This window comes from Kitasatospora sp. NPDC059648, from assembly GCF_042734825.1.
Lineage (GTDB): Bacteria > Actinomycetota > Actinomycetes > Streptomycetales > Streptomycetaceae > Kitasatospora.
Genome location: NZ_JBHWDU010000041.1, coordinates 14,556 through 39,659, shown reverse-complemented (window position 1 = coordinate 39,659; position 25,104 = coordinate 14,556). Strand labels below are relative to the sequence as shown.

At 73.4% G+C, this 25,104-nt stretch carries 20 protein-coding genes; 11 read left to right on the top strand and 9 right to left on the bottom strand.

Features of this window, described 5'->3' with window-relative positions:
* The first annotated feature begins 446 nt into the window (after positions 1-446).
* Positions 447-1,166, top strand: a complete 720-nt coding sequence (locus ACFV1W_RS23390; protein WP_380419161.1) for a FadR/GntR family transcriptional regulator — start codon at positions 447-449, stop codon at positions 1,164-1,166.
* A 400-nt stretch (positions 1,167-1,566) separates the two neighbouring features.
* Here the strand turns inward: ACFV1W_RS23390 and ACFV1W_RS23385 are convergent, their stop codons facing one another.
* The gene (locus ACFV1W_RS23385) at positions 1,567-3,705 is read right to left on the bottom strand and encodes an alpha-galactosidase (RefSeq protein ID WP_380419160.1); all 2,139 of its coding nucleotides are present in this window, start codon (positions 3,703-3,705) and stop codon (positions 1,567-1,569) included.
* A 521-nt stretch (positions 3,706-4,226) separates the two neighbouring features.
* Between ACFV1W_RS23385 and ACFV1W_RS23380 the strand changes: the two genes are divergently transcribed.
* Positions 4,227-4,628: a nuclear transport factor 2 family protein gene (locus tag ACFV1W_RS23380; RefSeq protein WP_380419179.1), complete on the top strand. Its 402-nt coding sequence runs from the start codon at positions 4,227-4,229 to the stop codon at positions 4,626-4,628.
* A 48-nt stretch (positions 4,629-4,676) separates the two neighbouring features.
* On the opposite strand, the gene ACFV1W_RS23375 is transcribed toward ACFV1W_RS23380, so the two are convergent.
* Positions 4,677-5,243 (bottom strand): PadR family transcriptional regulator, encoded by a 567-nt coding sequence (locus tag ACFV1W_RS23375; protein ID WP_380419159.1) that lies wholly within the window; start codon positions 5,241-5,243, stop codon positions 4,677-4,679.
* Between the two features lie 146 nt (positions 5,244-5,389).
* On the bottom strand, positions 5,390-6,142 hold the full coding sequence (locus tag ACFV1W_RS23370; protein WP_380419158.1) for a DUF72 domain-containing protein: 753 nt from the start codon (positions 6,140-6,142) through the stop codon (positions 5,390-5,392).
* 212 nt (positions 6,143-6,354) lie between these two features.
* Here ACFV1W_RS23370 and ACFV1W_RS23365 point away from each other — a divergent pair, with 212 nt between their 5' ends.
* The 3 genes from ACFV1W_RS23365 to ACFV1W_RS23355 all read left to right on the top strand — a co-directional run bounded on the left by ACFV1W_RS23365 (position 6,355) and on the right by ACFV1W_RS23355 (position 10,601).
* A complete protein-coding gene (locus tag ACFV1W_RS23365) occupies positions 6,355-8,061 on the top strand; it encodes an immunity 49 family protein (RefSeq protein ID WP_380419157.1) in 1,707 nt (568 codons plus the stop codon).
* Between the two features lie 190 nt (positions 8,062-8,251).
* Positions 8,252-9,871: a hypothetical protein gene (locus ACFV1W_RS23360; RefSeq protein ID WP_380419156.1), complete on the top strand. Its 1,620-nt coding sequence runs from the start codon at positions 8,252-8,254 to the stop codon at positions 9,869-9,871.
* 175 nt (positions 9,872-10,046) lie between these two features.
* Positions 10,047-10,601, top strand: a complete 555-nt coding sequence (locus tag ACFV1W_RS23355; protein WP_380419155.1) for a hypothetical protein — start codon at positions 10,047-10,049, stop codon at positions 10,599-10,601.
* Between the two features lie 207 nt (positions 10,602-10,808).
* Here the strand turns inward: ACFV1W_RS23355 and ACFV1W_RS23350 are convergent, their stop codons facing one another.
* The gene (locus ACFV1W_RS23350; RefSeq protein ID WP_380419154.1) at positions 10,809-11,888 is read right to left on the bottom strand and encodes a glutamate--cysteine ligase; all 1,080 of its coding nucleotides are present in this window, start codon (positions 11,886-11,888) and stop codon (positions 10,809-10,811) included.
* A 111-nt stretch (positions 11,889-11,999) separates the two neighbouring features.
* On the opposite strand from ACFV1W_RS23350, the gene ACFV1W_RS23345 reads away from it, so the two are divergent.
* Positions 12,000-13,466 (top strand): aminotransferase class I/II-fold pyridoxal phosphate-dependent enzyme, encoded by a 1,467-nt coding sequence (locus tag ACFV1W_RS23345; protein WP_380419153.1) that lies wholly within the window; start codon positions 12,000-12,002, stop codon positions 13,464-13,466.
* Positions 13,467-13,530: 64 nt separating this feature from the next.
* Here ACFV1W_RS23345 and ACFV1W_RS23340 read toward each other — a convergent pair whose 3' ends face one another.
* Positions 13,531-14,337, bottom strand: coding sequence for an AraC family transcriptional regulator (locus tag ACFV1W_RS23340; protein ID WP_380419152.1), 807 nt, complete (start codon positions 14,335-14,337; stop codon positions 13,531-13,533).
* Between the two features lie 92 nt (positions 14,338-14,429).
* Here ACFV1W_RS23340 and ACFV1W_RS23335 point away from each other — a divergent pair, with 92 nt between their 5' ends.
* From ACFV1W_RS23335 to ACFV1W_RS23325, 3 genes are all read left to right on the top strand, one after another.
* Positions 14,430-15,098: an alpha/beta fold hydrolase gene (locus tag ACFV1W_RS23335; protein WP_380419151.1), complete on the top strand. Its 669-nt coding sequence runs from the start codon at positions 14,430-14,432 to the stop codon at positions 15,096-15,098.
* A gap of 105 nt (positions 15,099-15,203) precedes the next feature.
* Positions 15,204-15,992 (top strand): phytanoyl-CoA dioxygenase family protein, encoded by a 789-nt coding sequence (locus ACFV1W_RS23330; protein WP_380419150.1) that lies wholly within the window; start codon positions 15,204-15,206, stop codon positions 15,990-15,992.
* Between the two features lie 120 nt (positions 15,993-16,112).
* On the top strand, positions 16,113-16,667 hold the full coding sequence (locus ACFV1W_RS23325) for a hypothetical protein (RefSeq protein WP_380419149.1): 555 nt from the start codon (positions 16,113-16,115) through the stop codon (positions 16,665-16,667).
* A 93-nt stretch (positions 16,668-16,760) separates the two neighbouring features.
* Here the strand turns inward: ACFV1W_RS23325 and ACFV1W_RS23320 are convergent, their stop codons facing one another.
* Positions 16,761-17,864, bottom strand: coding sequence for a glutamate--cysteine ligase (locus tag ACFV1W_RS23320; protein WP_380419148.1), 1,104 nt, complete (start codon positions 17,862-17,864; stop codon positions 16,761-16,763).
* 257 nt (positions 17,865-18,121) lie between these two features.
* Between ACFV1W_RS23320 and ACFV1W_RS23315 the strand changes: the two genes are divergently transcribed.
* Both ACFV1W_RS23315 and ACFV1W_RS23310 read left to right on the top strand, forming a co-directional pair.
* Positions 18,122-20,491 carry an Orn/Lys/Arg decarboxylase N-terminal domain-containing protein gene (locus ACFV1W_RS23315; RefSeq protein WP_380419147.1) on the top strand — a complete coding sequence of 790 codons (2,370 nt, stop codon included), beginning with the start codon at positions 18,122-18,124 and terminating at the stop codon, positions 20,489-20,491.
* Positions 20,492-20,737: 246 nt separating this feature from the next.
* Entirely contained in the window at positions 20,738-21,121 is a 384-nt protein-coding gene (locus ACFV1W_RS23310) for a hypothetical protein (protein ID WP_380419146.1), read from the top strand.
* Between the two features lie 144 nt (positions 21,122-21,265).
* Here the strand turns inward: ACFV1W_RS23310 and ACFV1W_RS23305 are convergent, their stop codons facing one another.
* From ACFV1W_RS23305 to ACFV1W_RS23295, 3 genes are all read right to left on the bottom strand, one after another.
* Positions 21,266-22,522 carry a sugar ABC transporter permease gene (locus tag ACFV1W_RS23305; protein WP_380419145.1) on the bottom strand — a complete coding sequence of 419 codons (1,257 nt, stop codon included), beginning with the start codon at positions 22,520-22,522 and terminating at the stop codon, positions 21,266-21,268.
* Positions 22,519-23,307: an ATP-binding cassette domain-containing protein gene (locus ACFV1W_RS23300; protein ID WP_380419144.1), complete on the bottom strand. Its 789-nt coding sequence runs from the start codon at positions 23,305-23,307 to the stop codon at positions 22,519-22,521. Before ACFV1W_RS23300 ends, ACFV1W_RS23305 begins: the two co-directional genes overlap by 4 nt.
* A 170-nt stretch (positions 23,308-23,477) precedes the next feature.
* Positions 23,478-24,572 (bottom strand): sugar ABC transporter substrate-binding protein, encoded by a 1,095-nt coding sequence (locus ACFV1W_RS23295; protein WP_380419143.1) that lies wholly within the window; start codon positions 24,570-24,572, stop codon positions 23,478-23,480.
* Between the last annotated feature and the right edge of the window lie 532 nt (positions 24,573-25,104).

Below are 25,104 nucleotides of genomic sequence, written 5' to 3'. Positions count from 1 at the left end.
GCGGGAGCCGCGGTGGGCGGGTCCGTGACCGGGCGTTCGGGGTCCTGCTGGGGGAGCGCCTCCTTCGGCCGTCCACAGCCGGGGCAGGAGAGGGCGCCGTTGAGATGCCGTTGGCAGAGCGTGCAGTAACTCATTCGTTCTTCCGTAGGTGCCCGCGTGCCGCGGCGGGTGATCTGCGGAGCCTACGCAGAACTGCCCCGCACGCGACACCGGCCCGGCGCGAGGCTTCTGCGGAGATCACGTGTGGTTCGCGTGCGCGCGACCGGGCGGATCCTCGCACCGCCGGTCCTCGTCGCCTCCGGCCCGACAGATGGGATGGATCCGGCCCCGGGCACCCCGGATACGTCCAGGGCGATCGGAGAACCACCAGGCCGGACAGGCTCGTTGGCGCGGGCGGAAGAGCTCGTTCCCTTCCAGGACATGGGACCACCTGCTACGTTGGCGCCGTGTCCCTGACTGACAGAGCAATCGCCCGGATCCGCCGGATGATCAGGGAGGGCGAGCTGCCCCCCGGAGCGAAGCTGCCCCCCGAACAGCAGCTCGCGGCCGAGCTCGGGCTGTCCCGGAACCTGATGCGCGAGGCGGTCAAGGCACTGGTCGTCGCCCGGGTCCTGGAGATCCGACGCGGCGACGGCACCTACGTGACCAGCCTGGCGCCCGGCCTGCTGCTGGAGGGTCTCGGGGGCGCGGTCGAACTGCTCCAGGGGGACACCGTCCTGGAACTCACCGAGGTGCGCAGGTTGTTCGAGCCGGTCGCCACCGCGCTGGCCGCCACCCGTATCACCGACGAGGACCTCGCCGAGGTGGAACGGCACCTGACGGCCATGCGGGACGCCCGGGACGACGTCGAACTGCTGCTCCAGCACGACGCGGCGTTCCACCGCGCGGTGACCTGCGCCACCCGCAACGAGACCCTGGCCACGCTGCTGGAGCACATCTCCGGACGCACCCTGAGCGCCCGGGCCTGGCGGGGCCTGGCCGACGCGGACGCGGCGGGGCGGACCCTCGCCGAGCACGAGGCGATCCACCAGGCCCTCGTCGCCCGCGACCCGAACCTCGCCCAGGCCGCCGCCCTGATGCACGTCAGCACCACCGAGCGCTGGCTGCGCGACCACCTCGCCGGAGGAGAGCGCGTCCCCGCCGCCCCGTGCGCGGAGCGTGGTTGACGAACGGACTCGATCCCCGGGAGCGGGCCCAGGTCTTCGGCCGCACGGCGGTCCGGGCCTACGGGCTGCCCGAACCGTGACCGAGGAGCCCTGGCATGCGGACACCCCCTTCAGGACGGCGGCCGCCACGGCGCCGCCGGTGTCGGCCCCTGACCGCCTTCTTCCGGCCCGCACGACCCCGGGACGGGCATCGGGCCGCCCGACCGGACGGACCCCGGGCCGACGCAGGCCCGGCAGCCTCGTGCGGAAACCCTCTGGTACCGCCGCCCCGCCGCCGACTTCCCGGAGGCGCCGGGGAACGGCCGGTGGTACGGGGGACGCCTCCCGCCCGGCTCGGTGGCGGGGGAGGCCTCCCGTCCGGCGCGGCGGCGGTGCGCGGTCCCGGCCCGGTGGGCGGGGATCACTCCCGCGCGGCGGTCGGCTGTGCCTGTGCTTCGACCACCAGCGCCTGGCCGGGACGGTTGGCCAGGTGCGGAGCGGCCAGACCGACCTGGGCCAGGTACCGGCCGGTCACGGTGAGCGCGGTCGTCCGCCGTGCCCAGGCGGGCCAGGTGTGCTCGGGGGAGGAGAGCTCGGGGCGCACGCGCACGGTGTAGCGGACCGCGGGCTCCAGGCCGGGGAGCCGTACGGGCGCCCCGTTCTCGGCGACGGAGGTGTCCAACTGGACGTAGGCGAAGACGGCGTGGGCGCGGTCCCGGGAGACGACGCCGTGGACCCAGGCGGCGGGGTCCGGGTGGTCGGTGCGGACGACGTCGCCGCCGTGGAGCAGCGGCCGCAGCTGCTTGTAGGCGCTGACCCAGGCGGTGAGCGCGCTCAGGTCGTCCTTCGACCAACCCGAGATGTCGGACTCGATGCCGGCATGGCCGAACAGGGCGGTGGCGCAGCGGAAGGCGAGTCCGGTGTCGCGGTGGCTGATGTGGGCGGGGGCGGAGCCGACGTGGGAGCCGATCAGCTCGTAGGGCAGGAGCAGACCGGTCCAGCGCTGGATGGCCTGGCGTTCGATCGGGTCGATGTTGTCCGATCCCCAGATCCGGTCGGTGCGGTCGAGGATGCCGAGGTCGGCGCGGGCCCCGCCGGAGGAGCAGGACTCGATCTCCAGCTCGGGGTGGCGGGCGCGCAGTTCGTCCAGGAGCCGGTAGACCGCAGTCGTCTGCGCGTGCACGCCGGGTCGGCCGTCGTGGACGGCGTCGGCGAGGTCGCGGTTGTGGTCCCACTTGAGGTAGTCGATGCCCACTTCCCCGATCAGGGTGCTGATCCGGTCCAGCAGGTAGGCGTAGGTGCCGGGGTGCGCGACGTCCAGGACGTGCTGGTTGCGCTGCTCGAACGGGAGGCGTTCGGGGTCGGCGAGGAGCCAGTCGGGGTGGGCGCGGGCCAGGTCGGAGTCGGGGTTGACCATCTCTGGCTCGAACCAGAGACCGAACTGCATGCCGAGCCCGTGGACGTGGTCGGCGAGCGGACGGAGTCCGTCGGGCCACACCTCCCGATCGACGTACCAGTCGCCGAGGCCGGCCCGGTCGTGGCGGCGGTGGCGGAACCAGCCGTCGTCCACGACGAACCGCTCCACGCCGACCGACGCCGCGGTGCGTGCGAGGGCGTGCAGCCGCTCGGGATCGTGGTCGAAGTAGACCGCCTCCCAGATGTTCAGGGTGACCGGCCGGGCGGTGGCCGGGTGCCGGGGCCGGGCTCGGAGCATGTCGTGGAAGCCGCGGCTGATACCGTCCAGGCCCGTCCCGGCGGTCGCGAAGTACACCCACGGGGTCTGGTAGGACTCGCCCTCGGCCAGTCGGATCTCACCGGCGTCCAGGAGCTCGCCGCCACCGAGGACGGTCGTCCCGTCGGCCAGCCGCTCCGCGTACTGGACGTGGTTGCCGCTCCAGGCGGAGTGCACGCCCCAGACCTGGCCGTGCCGGAAGCCGAAACCCCCGGTGCCGGCGAGCAGCAGCCCGGCATCGAAGCCGGTGCGGCCCCGGCGGCTCTCGCGCGACCACACGCCCTGCCGCAGCGGGGCGCGCTGCGGGGAGCGCTCACGGGCCCAGCGTCCGGCGAAGTCCAGCAGCTCCACGGCATGGGCGGGTACCGGCAGCACGCACGCCAGCACGTCCAGGGTGTAGGTGTCCGCCGCCGTGTTGGTCAGGGCGTGGCGCAGCCGCACCACCCCGTGCTCCGTCATCTGCAGCTCGGTGTCCAGTGCGAGCCCCGCGCCACGGTCCAGGGCCCGCACGCGGACGGCGCCGCCGCGGCCCTCGTCGGCGCGCACGCCGACCGGTTCGGCGAGCTCGAACCGCGGGGGGCGGACCCGGCCGTCGCGGTGCCCGGTCAGGGCCGGGCGTCCGAACCAGCCCTGCCCCTGACCGGGCACCAGGCTCCCGGCCTGGTGGCGCGAGGTCCGGCCCACGGCGTCGAGCACCTGCGCGGCATCGCCGGCGCGGAAGCCGGGATCGGCGCCCCAGTGCAGCACCCGGGGGATGTCGGGTCCGGTGACGTCGAGCGCGAGGGCCGCGTCACCGGCCGACAGCACGACGAGGTTCGACTCAGTCATGTGGTCCTCGTTCAGGGGTGATCCGGTCACCGTAGCGGTCAACGAGCCCTGCCGTGCCCTGCCTCGCCGTGCCCGCCGGGGTGGCGGCCCTGCTCCTGGCCGGAGCAGCTGTGAACGCTGACATCGATGACCCTTGGCCACGTGCACTCGTAGAGATATCACGTGTGTTCTCCCACTGAACATCCCATGGATGGGCCGAACTTGAGACTTTGGCAGGGGGCGGAACCCGCAAAGCCCCTCGACATCCGCTGCTCGGCCGATCTCGCCCGGGCCGTGTCGCCCCTCATGCATCCCATGTCCGGCGCCGAGCGGTCCACCGTGGCGCAACCCAGGTCTCCGACCCGGCCGCGCACGTCCGGATCGGCAACGTCACCGGCGGTCTCCGTCCGGTGGCCCGCCGCCCCTCCGGCGGGACTCCTCGCGCCCTCGCGACCGGAGCTCGCCGCACCCTCGACAGCGCATGGTCACGAGACTAGGCTCGCGCGCAGCAGATACTCAATTCGTTGACTATGGAGCCCGCCGTGCACCCCTTCCGCGCAGCCGTCGAGGCCGGTGACCACGACACCATCGAGGCACTCCTGGCCGAGGACGTCGTCTTCACCAGCCCCGTCGCCTTCAAGCCCTACCCCGGCAAGGCCATGACCGCCGCGATCCTGCGCGGTGCCGCTCGGGTCTTCGAGGACTTCCGCTACGTCCGCGAGATCAACGGCACCGACGGCCGCGACCGCGCCTTCGTCTTCAGGGCCACCGTCGACGGCCGCGAGGTGCACGGCTGCGACTTCCTCCACTTCGACGAGGACGGGCTGATCGACGAGTTCACGGTGATGGTCCGCCCCCTCTCCGGCGCGCAGGCGCTCGCCGCCGCGATGGGCGCGCAGTTCGAGCGGATCACCGCCGAGGTGCCGGGCGCGTCCGCGGCCTGAGCCCGAGTGCGGGATTCCGCCGATCTCCGAGCGGGAGCCCGGCCTGTGCTACGCCGACCTCGCCGTGACGCGCCGCTCCAGGACCGCGAGCGCCTGCTCGCACCAGCGCCGGTTCTCACGCTCGAACGACAGCCCGCGCATCAGCGTCAGGTACGGCCCGATCCGTTCCGCCGTGGCGAGATACTCGTCCTCGAAACGCCCTTCCAGCAGACGCGTCCGCAGGCGCTCGTAGCGGTCGATCTTGGCCTGCGCCCACGTCAGGCGTTCGAGCAGCGCCGCGCGCACGGCGCCCGGGTCGCCCGCGTCCACGGCCTGCACCTGGACGAGGAGCTCGTCCCGGATCGCGGACGGCCGCGGCGGCGAGGCCGTGAACGAGCGCAGCGCGGCGCGGCCGGCCTCGGTGAGGGAGAAGAGCCGCTTGTTCGGCCGCCGCTCCTGCTCGACGACCCGAGCGCTGATCAGCCCCTCGGCCTCCATCCGGTCCAGCTCCCGGTACAGCTGCTGCGGTGTGGCCATCCAGAAGTTCGCCACCGACGCGTCGAACGCCTTCGCCAGGTCGTAGCCGGATGCCTCGCCCTCCAACAGGGTCGACATGATCGCGTTGCGCAGTGCCATGCCGCCAGCCTAGCGAGGGCCTCTCCGCGATGGCCACTGATGCGATCATTCAAGAAGTTGTCCATCGGGTGCGACGGAGGGCCTGGTGGATCTCGGGGGTTCCCCGGGGCCACCGCTCGGCCGCGTTCCGGGGCATCGCCCACGCGCTACGGTGTCCGGGTCACGGTACGGCCCGCCCGCGCGGCGGTGGCCGCGAACGCGCTCGCGTCGAGCACCGCCGCGCCACCCGGGTCGTTGTTGAAGTACACGAAGACCTCGGCCGAGTCCGCCCAGTTGTCGGCGATCCGGTGCACCCAGCCCGCCAGCGCCTGCCGCCCGTACCGCGGCCGGGGCCGGGCCCGACCGGCGTGGCAGCGCAGATAGCCCCATTCGCAGGTCCGCCACAGCGGGGTGACCGGGCGTGACTCCCGGTCCGCCCAGCACAGGGCGGCGGCCCGGGCGGTCAGCACCGCGCGGATCTCCGGCGTCCACCAGGACGGGTGTCTCGGCTCGACGGCGACCCGCACGCCCGCCGGGAAGGCGGCCAGGCAGCGGTCCAGCAGCTCGGCGTCCGCGCGCAGGGTGGGCGGCAGCTGGAGCAGTACGGGGCCGAGCCGCTCCCCGAGGCCCTGGGCCGCCGCGAGCAGCCGCTGAACCGGCTCGGCGGGCTCGCGCAGGCGCTTGATGTGGGTGAGGTAGCGGCTGGCCTTCACCGCGAACACGAAACCCTCAGGGGTTCGGGCGCGCCAGTCGGCGAAGGTGTCCGGCGAGGGCAGACGGTAGAAGGCGGCGTTGCTCTCCACCGTGGCGAACCGCTCGGCGTACTCCTCCAGCCAGCGCCGCTTGGGTGTCCCCTCCGAGTAGAGCAGCCCGCGCCAGTCGTCGTACTGCCAACCCGAGGTACCGACGATCAGGGACATGCCTCCAGCAAACACCCCCGCGCCCCGTGACGGCGGGGAGGATCGTGCCGCCACCGCCGTGGTGATCACCGCCCCGGGCGGGTCGGGCCCGGCGCTCGCCCCTCACCGGGCCGTGACGAGGCCGGGGACGGTGTGCTGAGGGAGCCGGCGGACCGCGGTGTCCGACCCACTGCCTACTCTGGGTCCAAGTCGATGATCAAGGGGGCAGGACCGTGCGGATCGAACGTCACCAGGTGGACGCGGAGCGGGTAGCGCAGGCCGGCGAGGACTTCGTGAACCGGATCGGGAGGCAGGTCCATTCCTACTCCCGCGCCGGCCTGATGACCACGACGGAGTGGCAGCTGATCGCCGACTCCTTCCTCGACTACCTCGGAGCCCTCTCCACCACCCGGCCCGATCTGGACTCGCCCGAGGCCAAGGCCGTCCTCAAGGACGCCGCCGAGGCCGCCGCGGGCGCCGTCTCCTTCGCCGCCTACTACCCGCACGACAGCTTCAGCGTCTTCCTCGACTACCCGAACTTCGGAATGGGCTACGACCCCGAGTACGGGCAGGAGCGCGACCCCCGTCACCGCGTCACCGCCCAGGAGTGGGTCGACGCCCTCTGCCTGGCGATCGTCGCGGACAAGGTCTCCGCCCACGGCGAAGCCTTCTGCTGGGCACGGCAGTTGATGCCCGACGAGCCGGTCACCCCCGCCCTCGAACTCGTCGACGGCTTCGTCGGCCACTTCTTCGAGGAGGCCGCCTCCGCCGCTGCCCCCACCCCCACCTCCACCGAACCGCAGCCCGCTCTGCGCGCGCTGCGCGCCGTGACCGACGGGGACCGCGACGCCTTCGACGCCGCCCTCCTCACACTCCTCCAGGACGGCCCGCACGGCACCGGCCCCGCCGGCCTCCTGCCGCTCGTCCCGATCGCCCTCGCCGCCCTCGCGTACCGCACCCACGGCTGGACCCCGGCGGTCGACACCGACTACCTCCCCCACGCCCTGGTCACCGGCTTCGAGACCCCCGGCCCGCGGGTCCGGGCACTGGGCCGCGACCCGCGTCCCGACGCCGTGGCACTCCTCGCCGCAGGCCCCGTCGACCTCGACCGGCCGAGCCCGGCCCGGCCGCTCGGCCCGGACAGCGTGGCGCGGTTCGAGCGGCGCACTCTGGAGGCCATCACGCCGAAGGAGGGCGAGCCGCTGGACGCGTGGGAGCTCACGGGCGCCCTGCGCCACCAGAGCCGCCTCCTGTCGGCGCGTGCCTCGGAGTCCGCCGACGCCACCGATGCCCTGCTCGCCAACCTGCGGCTCGGCTCCCAGCTGGGGGCCGCCGTGTTCCGGGTCGCCCTCGCCGAGCCGGGCACCGAGGCCGAGGTGACGATCGACGGCCGGACGCTGCGCTTCCCCGCCCGCCGGGACAGGCACTTCGGCCCGGCCTTCTGGGAGACGGCCCTGTCCTTCGCCCTGATCACCGGTAGTTCAGAGGACCTCGAACCGCTCGTCCTGGCCGGTCCGACGATCGCCGCCGAGGACCGCTACCCGTTCGCCTCGTACCGCACCGCCCTGCACGACCACCTGCGCGGAGCCGACCCGCTCCCGGCCACCGAGCGGGCCCTGCGGGAGCTGGAGCGGACCACGGACCAGGGCTTCCTCCCGCCCCCGGTCGTCCTCTTCTCGCAACTGGTCAAGGGCGACGAGACCAGCTTCAACCTCGCCCTGCTGGACGCCCTGGAAGCTCACCGCGACCACCACTCCGTCGCCGACCGTGCCACCGACACCGGTGCCGCGCTCAGCCTGGACATCCTCGGCCTCGCCTGCCACGCCCGCCGCACCCGCGGGTGGGCCGTCCACGTCCGGTCGGCCTATCTCCCGTCGCGCCTGCTCCAGGCGGCCGGGCGCGCCCCACGAGGTGTCCGGGAGCAGGAGGCCGCACTCTGACCGCCCGACGGACGGCCCCGCGGGTGTCGACGCACCGCTTCCGCCGTACCGTCGCGCAGCCGTGGACCCGTCGGCGCCGGGGCTCCGTCGCGCACGCAGCGGCGGAGCCGGGCGGCGGACTATCGTGTCCGGTCCGGGGGGCGGGCCGCCTCGCGCGGCAGGAGAAGCGGTCGATCGGCGGGGGGCTCGCATGCTGAAGGGACTGGCCCAGTGGGGTCAGCAGCTCTACTGGACGAGGTTCACGGACCAGCGCCTCGGCCCGGCTCCGCGGGGCAGCAGTGACCCGGGCCTGCTGCGCAGTGGGTTCGCCCCCTGCCTGCTGACGGTCCTGCGGCTGGCGGCGCACCAGGACACGGGCGGGAGGAGCGACCGGGACCTGGCGGCGGCGCTGGTGCGCGCCGGTCATCTCGCCCGGGCGGTCGAGCTGGTGCGGTCGGGCGCGGGTCGGTCCGGGCCGGAAGCGGATCTCGTCCGCCTGGTGCGGGCGGCTGGCGAGGGCGGGGATCTGGACGGTGCTCTGGCGCTCGTCGAGTCGCTGACCGACCGCGCACTGCGGGACAGCGCACTGGTCGACCACATCGCGGCGGTGGCACGCGCCGGTGACCACGAGGGTGCCGCCCGCCTGGCCCGGACGGTCCGCTATCCGCACAACTGGCCGCGCGCTTGGGCCGGGCTGGCGAAGGCGGTGGCGGACGGCGGTGACTTCCGGACCGCGCTCGGATACGCGGCCAGGGCCGACGAGTGCGCCGGCCGTGGCGCGGAGTCGGGGGCCGTGCTCGTGACGGCCATGGAGATCGCGCATACCGCCGGCGACCACGTGCTGGCGAGCACCTTCGCCGACCGCGTGGAGGACCTCGTCCGCCGTGCGGGCCGCGAGGGCGTCGGGCAGCGCGCCTTCCTCGTCGCGGTGCTGACCGCCGAGGCCCGCGCCGGCGACCTGGACCGCCTCGACGCCGTGCTGCGCAGCGTGGCCCGTGGCGCCGCCGCGAGGGCGGCCGAGGAGGCCGAGGCGGCGGTGGTGGCGGCGGAGCGTGACGCCGACCCCGACGTCCTGTGTCTCACGATCCGCGCCCGGCCCAGCCCGCACTTCGACGCGAGGATCGTGCCCGAGCTGGTGGAGGCGATCGCCGGGAGCGCCGACCGAGAGGTGGCCCTCGCCGTGGCCGACCGGGCCGAGGAACTGCTCCGCCGCGACGTCGGCTTCGAGAGCTTCGCGCTGCGGGAGGCCATGACCTTGCTGCTGGCCCGGCACGGGCAGCTCGAGCGGGCCGTGGCACTCGCCGACCGGATCGTCGAACCCGGTCTGCGGTCGGCGCGGACGGCCGAAGTCGTCGAGGCGCTGGCCCGGTCCGGGGACACGGACCGGGCCGAGGCCCTCGCTCATGCCCTGGCCGACCCCCGGGCGCGGAGCCGGGCGTTGATGGCGGTCGTCGGCGAGCTCGCGCGGAGCGGTGAGACGGCCCGGGCCGAGGCCCTCGTCCCCGCGATACCCGACCGCTGGGGGCGGGGCGAGGCACTCATCGATGTCGCCGCTGCGCTGGCCCGCCAGGGCGAGCCGGAGCGGGCCGAGCAGCTGGCCCACACGATCCCCCACCGCCGCGCGCGGGCGCGGGCCCTGGCCGCCCTGGTGGAACCGTCGGAGCCCGCCCGCGCCCGCCGGCTGGCCGCCCGGGCCGTGTTCCTCGGCGGCTGGGCGCTGGTCCTCGACGACCTGGAGCGGATCGCCCCCGGTGCGCTGGTGGCCGTCGCCGACGAGGTGATGAGCCGGCGGAAGGCACGCACTCCCGGCACGGAGGAGCCGCAACGGTGAGGACGGCCCCCGGCGGGTACTGCGCGGTACTGCCCGGCGCGCCCGTGTCGGATGTGCCGGGGCTCGGCCGGGGGGACCCGCACAGCCGTTTCGTACCCACGCCGCCGGGCAAGCGCCGGACGTGGCGGGCGGCGGCGCGGCCGCGGCCCGCAGCAGAGCGGAGGACGACGCGACGATGACCAGGACCCATCCCGGCACGGCCACGCGCCACGACGCGCGCACGATCGACCCGGACCTGTTGGGCATCTACCTGAACGACCACCTGGCCGGGGCGACCACCGGTGTGGAACGCGTGCGCCATCTGGCACGGGCGACCGCCGGATCGCCGCTCGGCCGCGACCTCGGACCGATCGCGGCCGAGATCGCCGAGGACCGCAGGACGCTCCTCGCCATCATGCGGAACCTCGGCGTACCCGTGCGCCGCTACAAGGTCGGCGCGGCGTGGATCGCCGAACGCGCCGGACGGCTGAAGACCAACGGCCGCCTGGTGCGGCGTTCCCCCCTGAGCACCTTCTTCGAGCTGGAGATGCTGCGCCTGGCGGTGGAGGGCAAGGCGGCCGGGTGGCAGACCCTGCGCAGGCTGGCCTCCGACCACGGCCGGCTGGACGCCCGGCTCCTCGACGCGCTGCTGGAGCGGGCCCGGAGCCAGCAGCGGATCCTGGAGCAGTGGCGGGACAGGAGGATCCGGGAGACCTTCGAAGGGCCCGGTTCGGCGACAGGCGGACCCTGACCGCCGGCCGGTAAGGGCCGGCCACGAGGACATTGTGACGGGTCGGCGCGGGAGCCGGCGACCGCCGGTCTCCGTCGGCCGCCGGGGGCGGCCGGGCGGGCGGCTATGAAGCTGCCGGGGGTGGTGCGGGTGGGACGCGGACCAGGAGGGCCGCGTCGTCGCGGTAGCCGACCCGGGGGGCCGTGACGGGTTCCGGCGAGCACCGGCTCAGGCGGTCTCGTCGACGATCAGACCGACCAACGACGCCCGGCCTCCCCGCCGCAGGGCGCGCCGCTGCCGGATCGCGCCGTTGCCGTCCTGGTGGAGGCGTCCGAGCAGCCACGCCGCCCGGTCCAGGTCGCCGACGGCCGAGAGCGCTTCCTCCACCTGGGCGAGCAGCGCCGCGACGGCCTGCGCGGCCGGCACCGGGCTGCCGGTCCTCGGGTCGTGCAGCAGACCGGTCGTCCCGTACCGGGCGGCGTACCAGCCCGTCGCCCGGACGAACTCGGGATCCGGGGGCGGCGTCCGCGCCCCGGTGAGCGCGGTGGCGCACAGGCCCCGGACGAGCCCGGCCACCACCACGGCCTCGTCCACCGTGAGCTGTACGTCCATGGCCCTGACCTCCACCGTCGGGTACCGCTCGGACAGCCGGGCCTGCCAGTACAGCTGTCCGGTGTCCTCGATCAGTCCCCGCTCCACCAGGGCGCGGATGCGCCGGTCGTAGTCCGCGGCGCCGGCGAACGCGGGCGGCGGGCCGGACACCGGCCAGCGGTCGAAGACGACCGTGCGCCAGCTCGCGAAGCCGGTGTCCCGGCCGTGCCAGAACGGGGAGTTCGCGGCGACCGCGGTCAGCACTGGCAGCCAGGGCCGCAGCCAGTTGAGGACCCGCACGCCCGCCTCGCGGTCCGGGACGCCGACGTGGACGTGCATGCCGTTGATCAGTTGCTCGTCGACGAGGGCCCGTGCGGTCCTGCGGAGCCTGCGGTAGCGGGGAGTCGGGGTCACGGGGACGTGCAGCCGGTCGGTGAAGGGCACCGACCCGGTGGCCGCCAGACGACAGCCGCTCGCCCGGGCGGCCAGCGCCAGGCTGTGCCGCAGGCGCAGCAGGTGTCCGCCGACCTCGTCGAGACTCCGGCACACCGGTGTGGCGACCTCGATCTGCGCCTGGCTCAGCTCCCGCTGCACCTCCCCCGAGGTCAGGGCGCGCTGGCCGTCGGCGGCTGCCTGGACGGCGGCCGCGCGGGCCACCGGCACGCCGCCGACCGGATCGATCAGGACGTACTCCTCCTCGACGCCTATGGTCAGCACATTCGCGCGGTTACCCGCCGGGCCCGGTCCGAACCGTCGGTCGACGTGCGCGCCGCGCGGGCCTCCCGGCCGCCGCGGTTTCCTTCCGGACTTCCGGGGCAGCCGCCGCTCATGGACCAGTCCCAAGCCCCCGTCCTGGAGGCCCTCTCGGCCCTCCACACCAACCCGATGACCGCCTTCACACCACCCGGCCACCGGCAGGGCCGCGGCACCGACCCGCGCGTCCTGGAGGCGCTCGGCGCCGACGTGTTCCGGTCCGACGTCCTGGCGACCGGAGGCCTGGACGACCGGACGTCCTCCCGGGGCATCCTGCACCACGCCCAGGAGCTGATGGCCGAGGCCGTCGGCGCCGACCACACGTTCTTCTCCACCTGCGGCAGCTCGTTGTCGGTGAAGGCGGCCATGCTGTCCGTCGCCGGACCGCACGAGGAGCTGCTGGTCGGCCGGGACGCCCACAAGTCCGTCGTGGCCGGCCTCGTCCTCGCCGGCATCCGCCCCGTCTGGGTCGACCCCCAGTGGGACCCCGACCTGCACCTCGCGCACCCCCCGTCGGCCGACTCCTACCGCGCCGAGTTCGAGCGGCACCCGCAGGCCCGCGGCGCACTGGTCACCTCGCCCACCCCGTACGGCACCTGTGCGGACCTCGCCGCCATCGCCGAGGTGTGCCACGCCCGCGGCACCCCGCTGATCGTCGACGAGGCGTGGGGGGCGCACCTGCCCTTCCACCCCGACCTGCCGAGCTGGGCCATGGACGCCGGCGCGGACGTGTGCGTGACCTCCGTCCACAAGATGGGCTCCGGCCTCGAACAGAGCTCGGTCTTCCACCTTCAGGGGGACCGGATCGATCCGGCCGTGCTCAGCCAGCGGGAGGACCTGCTCGGCACCACCAGTCCGTCCGTCCTGGTGTACGCCGCCCTCGACGGCTGGCGCCGGCAGATGGTGCAGCACGGCCGCGACCTCTACGACCGGGCGCTGCACCTCGCCCACGAGTTCCGCCGGGACGTCGACCGGCTCGACGGCCTGCACGTCCACGGCCGCGAGGACTTCTGCGGTGACGCGCGCGCCGCCGACCTCGACCCCCTCCAGGTCATCATCGACATCTCCGCGCTCGGCACGACCGGCTACCTCGCGGGCGACTGGCTGCGCTCCCACCACCAGATCAACCTGCACCTGTGCGACCACCGTCGGATCAGCGCCCAGCTCAGCCACGCCGACGACGGCACCACCACCCGGGTCCTGCTCGACGCCGTCACCGAGCTGGTCGACATCGCGCCCACCCTGCGCCCCCCCGGCCAAGTCAACGTCCCCGGCCCCTCCGACCTGCGCCTGGAACAGGTGATGCTGCCGCGCGACGCCTTCTTCGGGCGCACCGAAAAGGTCCCGGTCGAGAAGGCCGCCGGGCGTGTCGCCGCCGAGATGCTGACGCCCTACCCGCCCGGCATCCCCGCCGCGCTGCCCGGCGAACGCCTCAACGGCGAGGTGGTCGGCTACCTGCGCACCGGCGTGCAGGCGGGCATGCTCATCCCGGACGCCGCCGATCCGGCGCTGGACACCGTCCGGGTGGCCGTCGAGGAGTGAACTGCCGAGGGGCGATCACGGTCCAGCCCCCTGACGACTCGGCGCCCGCCTGTCCGCCCGGAATTCACCGGCCGGCCCGACGTCCTGCTCGGTAGCGGCCCGGGGTCGTTCCGACGACGGAGGTGAACGCTGTGATGAAGCCGCTGGGATTGGCCCAGCCGCACGCGTAGGCGGTCCGGGTGGTGTCATGGCCGTCGGCGAGCAGCACGAGCGCGTGCTGGATGCGCAGCTGCGTGCGCCACTCGTAGAAGGTCATGCCGAGTTCGTCGTGGAACAGCCGGCTGAGGGTGCGGGTGCTGGCTCCGACCGTCCTCCCGAGTTCGGCCAGTGTGGCGTTGTCCGCCGGCGTCCCGTACAGGATCCGGGCGACGGCTCGCAGCCGGTCGTCGCGTGGCTCCGGCAGGTGCAGTGGCTGTTCGGGCGCCTCGTGGAGTTCGTCGACGAGGACGCGGAGGAGGCGGGAGCGCTGGGAGCGGCTGTAGTCGGACGCGGTGTCCTCGTAGTTCCGGGGGCCGGTCAGGGCGAGCAGGACCTCGCGGGCGAGGCCGGAGGTCTGGAACACGGCGGGACGGTCGGGTAGCAGCCGGGCCAGCGACGGCGCGAGGAAGACGATCCGCATGTCGGTGTCGCCGTGGGCGCGGTGGCGGTGGGTGAACTCGGCCGGGGTCCACGCGACCCGGTTGGCGGGCACGATCGACGTCCCGCGCTCGGTGTGGACTGCCAGGACTCCGCCGGCTGCGTAGACCAGGTGTCCGCGGGGGTGCGACTGCGCGGCGCTCGCTTCGCCCGAGGGCCAGAAGTGGCGCCCGCCGGACGGCCACACATGTGACGCCACGTCAGCGGTCCGATGGGGTTGGCGGTGTACGGGCATCAGTTGGCAGCCTATCGGTGGCAAGCCACTCCGTGATCCGGTGAGACTCCTTCCGTACCGAGCCGCACGGCGAGAGACACAAGGAGAAGAACATGGCGACGTTCGTCCTCGTACCCGGCGCGTGGAAGGGCTCCTGGGCGTTCGAGGCAGTGGTTCCGCTGCTGGAGCGTGCCGGCCACACCGTTCACGCCCTGACCCTGACCGGCCTGCGGCCCGACGACGACGATGCGACGGTCGCGACCGCCGACCTCGACACCCACGCCGAGGACGTGTTGCGACTCCTCGATCGCCACCGCATCACGGGCGCGACGCTGGTCGGCCACAGCTACGCGGGGATGGTGATCGCCGCGGCCGCCGATCGCGCGGCCGGCCGGATCTCCCGACTGGTGCACCTCGATGCCTACGTACCGCGCGACGGCGAGTCGTGCTGGTCGGCAACGAACGACCACGTCCGGGGAGTGTTCGCCGCCGGCGCCGCGGCCACCGGGTACTCCGTCCGGCCGCCGGGCGACCGCGATCCGCGCCGCCGGCCGCACCCGCTGGCCTCGTTCATGCAGACGGTCCGGCTCACCGGCGCGGTGGAACGGATCCCCCGTCGGACGTTCGTCTACTGCTCGGGCTGGGAGGACCGGACGCCGTTCGCCGAGCCGCGCACCCGGCTGGAGGCCGACCCCGCGTGGCAGGTCCACGAACTCCCGACCGGCCACGACGCGATGCACGAGGCGCCGGAGGCGGTCGCCGCACTGCTGACGGGCGGATGAGCGGTACGTGCGCCCGTCAGGTCGCCGCCGGGCCGGTGCCCGCCCGACAAAGGCGGTGCGGGAAATGTCGGGTGAGGGGGAGGGGCGTCGCCGCACGATGGGGTCATGGATGACACGACCTTGGTTTCCTCTTTCCTGCGCGACGGCTTCGTGAAGCTGGAGGGCGCCGTCGCGCCGCGTGTGGCCGCGGACTGCGCACGGTTGCTGTGGCGGGAGACGGGCTGCGACCCGGACGACCGGTCGACGTGGACGCAGCCCGTGCACTGGGTGGCCGGCATGGCGCAGGGACCGTTCGCCGCCGCGCCCAACTCCCCGTCCCTGCACCGCGCGTACGATCTGCTCGTCGGCGCGGGACGCTGGGAGCCGCGCTATTCGCTGGGCACCTTCCCGCTGCGCTTCCCGCACGAGGAGGAGCCGGACGACGCGGGCTGGCACATCGAGGGGAGCTACCTGCCGGAGGGCGAGAACTGGTACTTCGCGAACCTGAGGTCCCGGGGCCGGGCGCTGTTGATGCTGTTCCTGTTCAGCGAGGTCGGTGCGGAGGACGCCCCTACCCGGATCCGGGTCGGCTCGCACCTGGACGTGCCGAAGGTCCTGGCGGAGTACGGCGAGGAGGGGGCGAGCGGGCTGACCCTCGCACCCGATCTGGTGGCGGCGTCCGAACACCGGCCACTCGCGCTCGCCACCGGTTCCCCGGGCGACGTCTTCCTGTGCCACCCCTTCCTGGTGCACGCGGCCCAACCGCATCACGGGGTGCGGCCGCGCTTCCTGGCCCAGCCGCCGCTGATGCCGGCCGAGCCCTACGAACTGGAACGGGCCGACGGCGCGTACTCGCCCGTGGAGATCGCGATCCGCCGGGGCCTGGGACAGGACGCCCCCGACCCCGTTTCCTGACGGAGCGCCGCGCCGGTCCAGCCGTCGGTCGCGGGCAGCCGGTGATCCGGAGGCGCGTCAGGGCGGTGATCAGCCCAGGCGTAGGCTCTCGCCAGACCGTAGCCGTCACGAGAGGCAGACATGGGGCAGAAGATCATCCGGTTCTCGGACCTGACCGGGACGCACGTGGAGGACGACGAGGACCTGGTGCGCATCGTGGTGCGTCAGCACCCCGACCTGGAGGACGGGCCGGTCGAGATCGAGGCCCTCAGCGGTGAGCTGACCGCTGTGGAGGAGCTGGCGCTCGACCTGGTCACGATCGAGCTGCACCGTCCCGGTTCCGACGAGCCGGAAACGGTGGTGCTGGAAGCCGATGCCTTCAACCGGCTGGCCTCCGTCGGCCCGATGGCCGAGGTGCTGCGGGCCGCCAAGAAGGCCGCCCGCACCGTCCCGAGCCAGCTCGTGCCGGCCGGCGCCAAGGAGCGGGTCAACTACGCGAGCCTGGAGCACGCCGGCCGGCCGCACAAGGGCCGCACCACCGACGCCGAGAAGCAGCTCGTGCGGCAGCACCTGGACGAGATCAACGAGCGGCTGGCCGAGGAGGGCGTCCGGACGATCGAGCTGGGCAACGCCGAGCACGTGGCCCGGTACGGGCTGGAGGATCTGGCCCGAGAGCGTGGCGTCACGCTCGGCTGACCGCCGGCGCGACGGACGGTGCCGTTCCACGTCGCCCCACGTCGCCGGGACGCTTCCGGTGACGCGACGCCGCCCGGCCGGCACGGCCCGTCCTCAGGGCGTACGGGTCACGGTGGAGCCCGCCAGGTGCTCCGCCAGCCCCGGCCAGCCCTGCTCGCGGTACCAGCGCCGCTGCCGGTCCGCGCCGTTGCCCGTGCGCTCGAACTCCCGCCACAGCTCGGCCACCCGGCCGGTGTCACCGGCCGCCTCCAGGCCCGGAGCGGCGTAGGCACGCAGCTCCTCGACCACGGCGGCGGCCGGGTGGGCGGTGCCGTCGGCGGGGGAGACCAGCTGTCCGTGCACCCCCGTGCGGGCGGCGTGCCATGTCGCGGCCCGCAGCAGCTCCTCCGGGGGCGACGGGCGCGGGCGCCCCTGCCGTTCCTCCAGGACGGCCGTGGTCACCAGGGCCCGGACCAGGCCGGCGAACAGCTCGGCGTCGGCGACCGTCAGCTGGACGTCCGCCGCCCGCACCTCCACGGTCGGGTAGCGCTCCGACAGCCGGGCGTGCCAGTACAGCTGCCCCGCGTCGGAGATCGCCCCGGCGGCCCGCAACGCCGCCACCCGCTGCCGGTAGTCCGCGGCGTCGCGGAAGGCGGGCGGCGGCCCGCTGACCGCCCACTGGTCGAAGTGGACCGTGCGCCAGCTGGCGAAGTTGGTGTCATGGGCGCGCCAGTACGGCGAGTTCGCGCTCAGTGCGATCAGCACCGGCAGCCAGGGCCGGAGCCGCACCAGGGCGCCCAGGCGCTCCTCCTCGTCGGGGACGCCGACGTGGACGTGCATGCCGTTGAGCATCAGGTCGTCGACCAGCGCGGGCGCCTGCCGGCGGGCCCGCCGGTAGCGCTCGTGGTCGGTGACGGGCACCGGGCCCGGCGGCCCGAAGGGGGCCGAGCCGACCGGGACGACCCGGCAGCCGTGCTGGGCCGCGGCCGCGCTCAGCCCCGCGCGCACCCGGGTCAGGTGGCGGGCCACCCCCGCCAGGTCCTCGCAGACCGGCGTCGCGCTCTCCACCTGTACCTGGAGCAGTTCGTGCTGCGCCTCGGCGGGGCGCAGCGCGGGTGCCAGCGAGGCGGTGGCCAGGACCTCGGCGGCCCGGGGCAGCGGCGTGCCGTCGCGGGGATCGACCAGCAGGTACTCTTCCTCGACTCCGAGTGTCAGCATGCCGCTCCGCTACCCCGGGGCGGCTTCCCTACACCGGGCACCCGCACCCCGGCTGTCCTCCCGCGGCGCTCCACGCGCCCGTGCCCCGTTCGGATGAATCACCTGGAAAGGGCATCGTCCTCCTCCGGGACCGGGCGAAGATGTCACCGCACCCGCACCCGCACCCGCACCCGCACCCGGGCAGCGGGCTCGCGTGCTCCTGCACACCCATTGCTCCGCGCCTGCGCGGGCACGCACCACGAGGCCAGGGAGTCACGATGGCGAACGGCACCGTTCTGCTGGCACTGCGCAACGACCCCCTCGCCGGCGGTGTGAGCGCCGAACAGATGCGCAGGATCGGCAAGGAACTGGAAGACCGCGGCCTGGAGTTGCGCTGGGCCGGTGACAGCAGGGATGCCACGGCGACGCTTCAGATCGAGGCCGGCCTGGCCGCCGCGGTCGTGGCGTGGGGCCTGCCGCGCCCGCCCGGTGACAGCGGAGCCGCCGGCGCATCGGAGAGCGGGGCCGAACTGCCCACCGGCGGGGCCGAGGTGCTGGACCGCATCCGCCACCGGTTCAAGGACCTGCCGGTCTTCCTGCTCATGGCGGACGGCTCCGACCACGACCTGGAGCAGCTTCCGCTGTGGGTCGCCGAGGCCGTCATCGGCTACATCTGGCCGCTGGAGGACACGCCCGCGTTCATCGCCGGCCGGGTCGCGGCCGCTGCCGCCGCCTACCGGCGCGAGGTCCTGCCGCCGTTCTTCAGCGCACTGCGGCACTTCGACGACGCCCACGAGTACTCCTGGCACACCCCGGCGCACTCCGGCGGCGTGGCCTTCCTCAAGTCAGCGGCCGGCCGCGCCTTCTTCGACTACTACGGGGAGCGGCTGTTGCGCACCGACCTGTCCATCTCGGTCGGTGCGCTCGGGTCCCTCTACGAGCACTCCGGCCCGATCGGCGAGGCCGAACGCAACGCGGCCCGGGTCTTCGGCGCGGAGCGCACCTACTTCGTCCTGCACGGCGACTCCACGTGCAACCGCATGGTCGGTCACTACAGCGTCACCTCCGACGAGATCGCCCTGGTCGACCGCAACTGCCACAAGTCCGTCCTGCACGGCCTGGTCGTCACCGGCGCCCGGCCGGTCTACCTCGTGCCGACCCGCAACGGCTACGGCCTCGCCGGACCGCTGCCGCCCGCCGCCATCGGCGCCGAGGCCGTCGCGGCCCGCGTCGCCGCCAATCCGCTGGCCGCCGACGCCCTCTCACCGCACCCGCAGTACGCCGTCATCACCAACTCCACCTACGACGGCCTGTGCTACGACACCGTCGCCGCGGCCCGGGCCCTCGCGCCCAGTACACCGCGCCTGCACTTCGACGAGGCGTGGATCGCCTACGCCCGCTTCCACCCGCTCTACCGGGGCCGGTACGGCATGGCCGTCGCCCCGGACACCTTTCCGGAGCCGCAGCGGCCGACCGTCTTCGCCACCCATTCCACGCACAAGCTGCTCGCCGCCCTCTCGCAGTGCGCCATGGTCCACGTCCGCCCCTCGCCCCGCGCGCCCGTCGAACACCACCGCTTCAACGAGGCGTTCATGATGCACGGCACCACCTCGGCGTTCTACCCCGCCATCGCCTCCCTCGACGTGGCGACCGCCATGATGGACGGGCCACAGGGCCGCTGGCTCATCGACGAGGTCGTCACCGAGGCCGTCCGCTTCCGCCAGGCCGTCGTGCGCACCGGGCGCCGGATCGTCACCGCCGGCGACCGGCCCGGGTGGTTCTTCGGCATCTGGCAGCCCGAGACGGTCACCGACCCCGGCACCGGCACCACCATGGCGTTCGCCGACGCACCGCTGTCCCTGCTCGTCACCGAGCCCTCCTGCTGGCAGCTCGAACCCGGCGCCGCCTGGCACGGCTTCGACGGCCTGACCGACGGCTACAGCCTCCTGGACCCGATCAAGGTCACCATCACCTGCCCGGGCGTCACCGCCACCGGCCGGACCGAGCCCTGGGGAATCCCGGCGCGCATCCTGACCGAGTACCTGGCCGACCGCGGCATCGTGGTGGAGAAGACCGACAGCTACAGCACCCTCGTCCTCTTCTCCATGGGCATCACCAAGGGCAAGTGGGGCACGCTCATGGACGGCCTGATGGACTTCAAGGCCCTCTACGACGAGGACGCGCCGCTTCACCAGGTGCTGCCGGCCCTCACCCGGAGCCACCCCCGTCACTACCGGGACATCGGCCTGCGCGAGCTGTGCGCACGGATGCACCGCCACCTCACCGACGGCGCGTTCGTCCAGTCCCTCGACGAAGCCTTCCGGCACCTGCCCACTCCGGTCCACCCGCCCCGGCACTGCTACCAGCAACTCGTCCGCGGGGGCACCGAACGCGTCCGCCTCGCCGACGCCGCCGGACGGACCGCCGCCGCGATGGTCACCGTCACCCCGCCCGGCATCCCGGTCCTCATGCCCGGCGAGTCACTCGGCGCCCACGACGGCCCTCTGCTGCGCTACCTCACCGCCCTCGAAGCCTTCGACCGTGCCTTCCCCGGCTTCGGCAGCGAGGCCCACGGCGTCGTCACCGACCCCGACACCGGCGACTACCTCATCGAATGCCTGCTCCCCGCCGCACGACCGCAGCCCTGAGGAGCCCCCGGCGGCAACGCCGGCACCCGCCGTCGGTGTCGAGGCGCTGTGGGACCGGCTGATGCGGGGGGTGCGTCAAGCACGTCCCGACGGGGCGGTACGACACCCTGGAAGTCGACTTCGTCAGAGCCCTCGGGCGCCATCGGTACGCCATCCCGGACCGTCGGAATCGCCGGGATCGGGGTGTCGCGAGCCGAAAGCTGGACAGGCGCGGGAGAGGCACACCGCACGTGAAAGGGGTCGGTGATGACTTCCAGGAAGCCCACGGAGCACAAGTCCATGAACGAGGGCGGCCAGGCCGACCGTCTCGGGGACGAGCACCACGGCTGGTCCGGCGATATCGATGCCGAGGAACAGCAGCCCAACGACAGCGCGCACCGCTCCTTCCACCCCGAGAAGTACGCGCCGGGGCCCGGCCCGGGGCGCGAGCACTCGAAGGAGGAGGAGCAGGAGGTACCCGGGCAGACCGTCGAGAGCGAAGGCCCGCGCGGCGAGGAGCAGGGCCCCTCGCAGCACCGGCGCGACCACGGAACCAAGGGCCCGTCGGGCCGTCCGGCCGGCAGCTATTCCCCGGACGTCCGCACGGGCGTCGACCCGCAGGAGTCCGACCGGTCCGAACCCGGCCGCTGACCTCCTCCCGCGCCCCGCGTGCGCAACACCGGCCGCCACCGCCACCGGCGGCGGGCCCCGGTGCCTGCTCCCCGGCCCGGGAGGGGCGGGAAGCGGCCGGCCCGGCATCCGGAGAGCGGATGCCGGGCCGGGTGTGGCTGCGGGTCAGCGTGCCGCGGTCTTGCGGGTGCGGCGGGAGACGGAGTCCAGGACGACGGCGGCGAGCAGCACCGCGCCGGTGATCATGTACTGGATGGCCTGGTTGACGTGGACCAGGTCGAGGCCGGTGATGATCGACTGGATGACCAGGATGCCCAGCAGGGCCGACCAGGTCTTGCCGCGTCCACCGAACAGGCTGGTGCCGCCGATGACGGCCGCGGCGATGGAGTTCATCAGGACGTTGCCGCCGCCGAGCAGCTTGTCGGCGGAGCCCTGCTGGGAGGCGATGAACAGGCCGCCGAGGGCCGCCATGCCGGCGGAGATCATGAAGACCGAGATCCGCACCCAGGCGACGTTGATGCCCGCGCGGCGGGCGGCCTCCACGCCGCCGCCGACGGCGAAGATCTGGCGGCCGTAGCCCGTGCGGCGCAGGACGAAGTCGGTGACGACGACGACGGACAGGAAGACCAGCAGGGGCAGCGGCAGGCCGCGGTCCTGGTTGAGCATGTAGGCGGCGCCGAGCGCGATGACGGCGAGGACGCCGGTGCGCAGCGCGATCTCGCCCGTCGGCCGCGCGGTGAGGCCGGCGGCGGTGCGGCGGCGGGCGTCGAGGATCTGCCCGGCGGCGAAGAGCGCGACGCCGAGGACGGCCAGGCCCCAGGTGTAGGCGATGTCGCCGTCGCCGAGGAAGTAGGTGTCCAGGTTGGCCAGGACGCCGTCGTTGACGACGTTGACGGTGCCCTTGTCACCGAGGACGTACTGCTGCAGGCCGCTCCAGGCGAGCAGGCCCGCAAGGGTGACGACGAAGGCCGGCACGCCGATTTTGGCGAAGAAGAAGCCGTGCAGGGCGCCGATGGCGACGGCGACGGCGACGGCGATGAGGCAGGCGAGCCACTCGTCGTAGCCGGAGCGCACGGACAGGACGGCGGCGATCGCGGCCGAGACACCGGCGACGGATCCGAGGGAGAGGTCGATCTCGCCGAGCAGGAGCACGAAGACGATGCCGACGGCGATCAGGCCGGGGCCGGCGATCCACTTGGTGATGTTGGTGAGGTTGTCGGCGTTGAGGAAGTCGCCGGTGACGCCCTGGAAGATGGCGCCGATGAGGATCAGGCCGAGGACGACGGGCATGGAGCCCAGGTCGCCGTTCCTGGCCCTGCGCTTGAACTCGGCGAGGTAGCCGGCGATGCCGGCCTCGCGGACGAGCAGGCGGGGGTCGACCGCGGGGGCGGACGCGGTGGGGGTGTTCTGTTCGGTGGTCACTTCGTTTCCTCCGCGAGGCGGGCCTGGCGCCGGGTGACGGCGTTCTCGGTGGCGCCGGTGATGGCGGAGATGATCTCCTCGTGCGAGGTGCCGGCCACCTCGAAGACGCCGTTGTTGCGGCCCAGGCGCAGGACGGCGACGGTGTCGGCGACGGCCTTGACGTCGGCCATGTTGTGGCTGATCAGGATGACGCCGAGGCCCCGGTCGCGCAGGCGCTCGACGAGGTCGAGGACCTGGGCGGTCTGCTCGACGCCGAGGGCGGCGGTGGGCTCGTCCAGGATGACGATCTTGGGGTCGCCGACGAGGGCACGGGCGATGGCGACCACCTGGCGCTGGCCGCCGGAGAGGGCGGCGATGGGGATGCGCACGCTCGGGATCCGGATGGACAGGGTGTCGAGCAGTTCGCGTGCCCGCTTCTCCATGGCGACTTCGTCGAGCGTGCCGAAGCTCTTCAGCTCGCGGCCGAGGAAGAGGTTGCCGACCACGTCGAGGTTGTCGCAGAGCGCGAGGTCCTGGTAGACGGTGGCGACGCCGAGGGCCTGGGCGTCGTGCGGGCGGGCGATGGAGACCGTCTCGCCCTCCCATTCGATCGTTCCCTCGTCGATGGGGTGCACGCCGGCGATGGTCTTCACCAGCGTGGACTTCCCGGCGCCGTTGTCGCCCACCAGGGCCACCACCTCGCCTGCGTGTACCTCCAGATGCACGTCGGTCAGCGCCTGGACGGCGCCGAAGCGCTTGGAGACTCCGCGCAACGCCAGTACGGGTGCGCCTGTCACGTGAACCATCTCCTTCTTCCCGGGCACGCCGCGATGGCGCGGCGGCGGCCGGGCTGGCCCGCGCACCGTGCGGCGCGGGCGGGTGAGCGTGGAAACAAAGGGCTGCCGGGGCGGGGTGGGCCCGCCGCGCGGCGCGGGCGGTGCTCCCCGGGGAGGTGGGGAGCTCCGCCCGGGAGCAACTACTTCAGGCCGGCGGCGGCGCAGGCGGCGGCGTAGTCCGCGGTGCAGATGTCGGAGGCCTTGTAGAGGCCGTCGGCGATCACGGTGTCCTGGATGTTGGCCTTGGTGACGACCTTGGGGTCGAGCAGCTTGGCCGGGATGCCCTTGTCGGTGGCGCTGTCGACGCTGGCGGTGGCGACGGTCTTGACGTCCTTGCCCTGCAGCAGGTCGACGGCCAGTTCGGCGGCGCTGTCGGCGAGCGGCTTGTAGGCCTTGTAGATGGTGTAGGCCTGGTCGCCGTTGACGATGCGCTGGACGGCGTCCAGGCCGGCGTCCTGGCCGCCGACGGGGACCTTGATGCCGGCGCCCTGGAGCTGGGTGATGATGGCGCCGGCCATGCCGTCGTTGGCGGAGTAGACGCCCTGGAAGCCGTCCTTGCCGAGCTGGGTGATCGCGGCGCCGATCTTCTGGCCGGCGACGGTGGGCTTCCACTCGCCCGACTGCTCGTAGACGACCTTCTTGACCTTGCCGTCGAGGACCTTGTGGGCGCCGGCCTTGAACTGGCCGGCGTTCGGGTCCGCGTCATCGCCGTTGATCATGACGATGTTGTCGTTGGAGGCCTGCGGGCCGAGCGCGTCCAGCAGGGCCTGGCCCTGGAGCTCGCCGACCTTCTCGTTGTCGAAGGAGGCGTAGGCGGCGACCGGGCCGGTGGCCAGGCGGTCGTAGGCGACGACCTTGACGCCCTTGGCGGCGGCCTCCTGCACCCAGCTCTGGGTGGAGGTGGCGTCGAAGGCGTCCAGCACGATCACCTTGACGCCCTGGGCGATCAGGGTGTCGAACTGCTGCTTCTGCTTGGCGGCGCTGCCCTCGGCGTTGTTGTAGAGAACCTTGCAGTCCGCGCACAGGGCCTTGACCTTGGCCTCGATGAAGGGCTTGTCGAAGGACTCGTAGCGGGTCGAGGACGCGTTCTCGGGCAGCAGCAGGCCGATGGACTTGGTGTCGCCGGAGGCGGCGGCATCCTTCTTGTCGCCGCCGGCCTTGCCGCACGCGGCCAAGGACAGGGCCATCGAGACGGCTGCGGTGGCGATGACGGCGCGACGCGTCGTTGCGTTCATGTGGGGGTGCCTCCCTGACGTCGCCGCGACGGTGCGGCGGAGTGGCTGGAGTCAACCCTCCCGCGCCAGATTGAGTCAAGAAGTAAATCCAAGACGAGACCTTTTCAGGCCTATTCGTTATCTTCTTGAACACACTCGGAACAGCAGACGGCACCTTCGACCACGGGGCGCCGGTCGGAGGATCCGGCTGGGCGCGACTCGATCCGAGGGTGGGTGCCATGAACACACAGAGACGCAGGTTGAACCGTCGGTAGCGGTGGCCGGAGTGGCCTGGCCCGACTGCCGGGACTGGACGAGACTCTTGGGGCGCATGTCCCACCGGGACGTCTTGTGGGGACTGTGCGTTCAAGACGTGTCGATCGGGCTGTTCGCGTGGGCCGGCTGCGGACCCCGACGGCAGGGCTCCCGCCGGCGGGAGCACCCGGCCGGGCCGGATGCCACGCCTCGACTCGCCTGCCGTGGACGGTTGTTGACGTACCGTCAGTCGGTCCGGAACGACGCACGGGTGGGGACGAGCAGGACGTCCGCAGGT

Coding starts and splice junctions, on each gene's coding strand:
- ACFV1W_RS23385 (WP_380419160.1), bottom strand. CDS start 3,705: ATGACTGAGTCGAACCTCGTCGTGCTGTCGGCCGGTGACGCGGCCCTC.
- ACFV1W_RS23375 (WP_380419159.1), bottom strand. CDS start 5,243: ATGGCACTGCGCAACGCGATCATGTCGACCCTGTTGGAGGGCGAGGCA.
- ACFV1W_RS23370 (WP_380419158.1), bottom strand. CDS start 6,142: ATGTCCCTGATCGTCGGTACCTCGGGTTGGCAGTACGACGACTGGCGC.
- ACFV1W_RS23360 (WP_380419156.1), top strand. CDS start 8,252: ATGCTGAAGGGACTGGCCCAGTGGGGTCAGCAGCTCTACTGGACGAGG.
- ACFV1W_RS23355 (WP_380419155.1), top strand. CDS start 10,047: ATGACCAGGACCCATCCCGGCACGGCCACGCGCCACGACGCGCGCACG.
- ACFV1W_RS23345 (WP_380419153.1), top strand. CDS start 12,000: ATGGACCAGTCCCAAGCCCCCGTCCTGGAGGCCCTCTCGGCCCTCCAC.
- ACFV1W_RS23340 (WP_380419152.1), bottom strand. CDS start 14,337: ATGCCCGTACACCGCCAACCCCATCGGACCGCTGACGTGGCGTCACAT.
- ACFV1W_RS23335 (WP_380419151.1), top strand. CDS start 14,430: ATGGCGACGTTCGTCCTCGTACCCGGCGCGTGGAAGGGCTCCTGGGCG.
- ACFV1W_RS23330 (WP_380419150.1), top strand. CDS start 15,204: ATGGATGACACGACCTTGGTTTCCTCTTTCCTGCGCGACGGCTTCGTG.
- ACFV1W_RS23325 (WP_380419149.1), top strand. CDS start 16,113: ATGGGGCAGAAGATCATCCGGTTCTCGGACCTGACCGGGACGCACGTG.
- ACFV1W_RS23320 (WP_380419148.1), bottom strand. CDS start 17,864: ATGCTGACACTCGGAGTCGAGGAAGAGTACCTGCTGGTCGATCCCCGC.
- ACFV1W_RS23315 (WP_380419147.1), top strand. CDS start 18,122: ATGGCGAACGGCACCGTTCTGCTGGCACTGCGCAACGACCCCCTCGCC.
- ACFV1W_RS23310 (WP_380419146.1), top strand. CDS start 20,738: ATGACTTCCAGGAAGCCCACGGAGCACAAGTCCATGAACGAGGGCGGC.
- ACFV1W_RS23300 (WP_380419144.1), bottom strand. CDS start 23,307: ATGGTTCACGTGACAGGCGCACCCGTACTGGCGTTGCGCGGAGTCTCC.
- ACFV1W_RS23295 (WP_380419143.1), bottom strand. CDS start 24,572: ATGAACGCAACGACGCGTCGCGCCGTCATCGCCACCGCAGCCGTCTCG.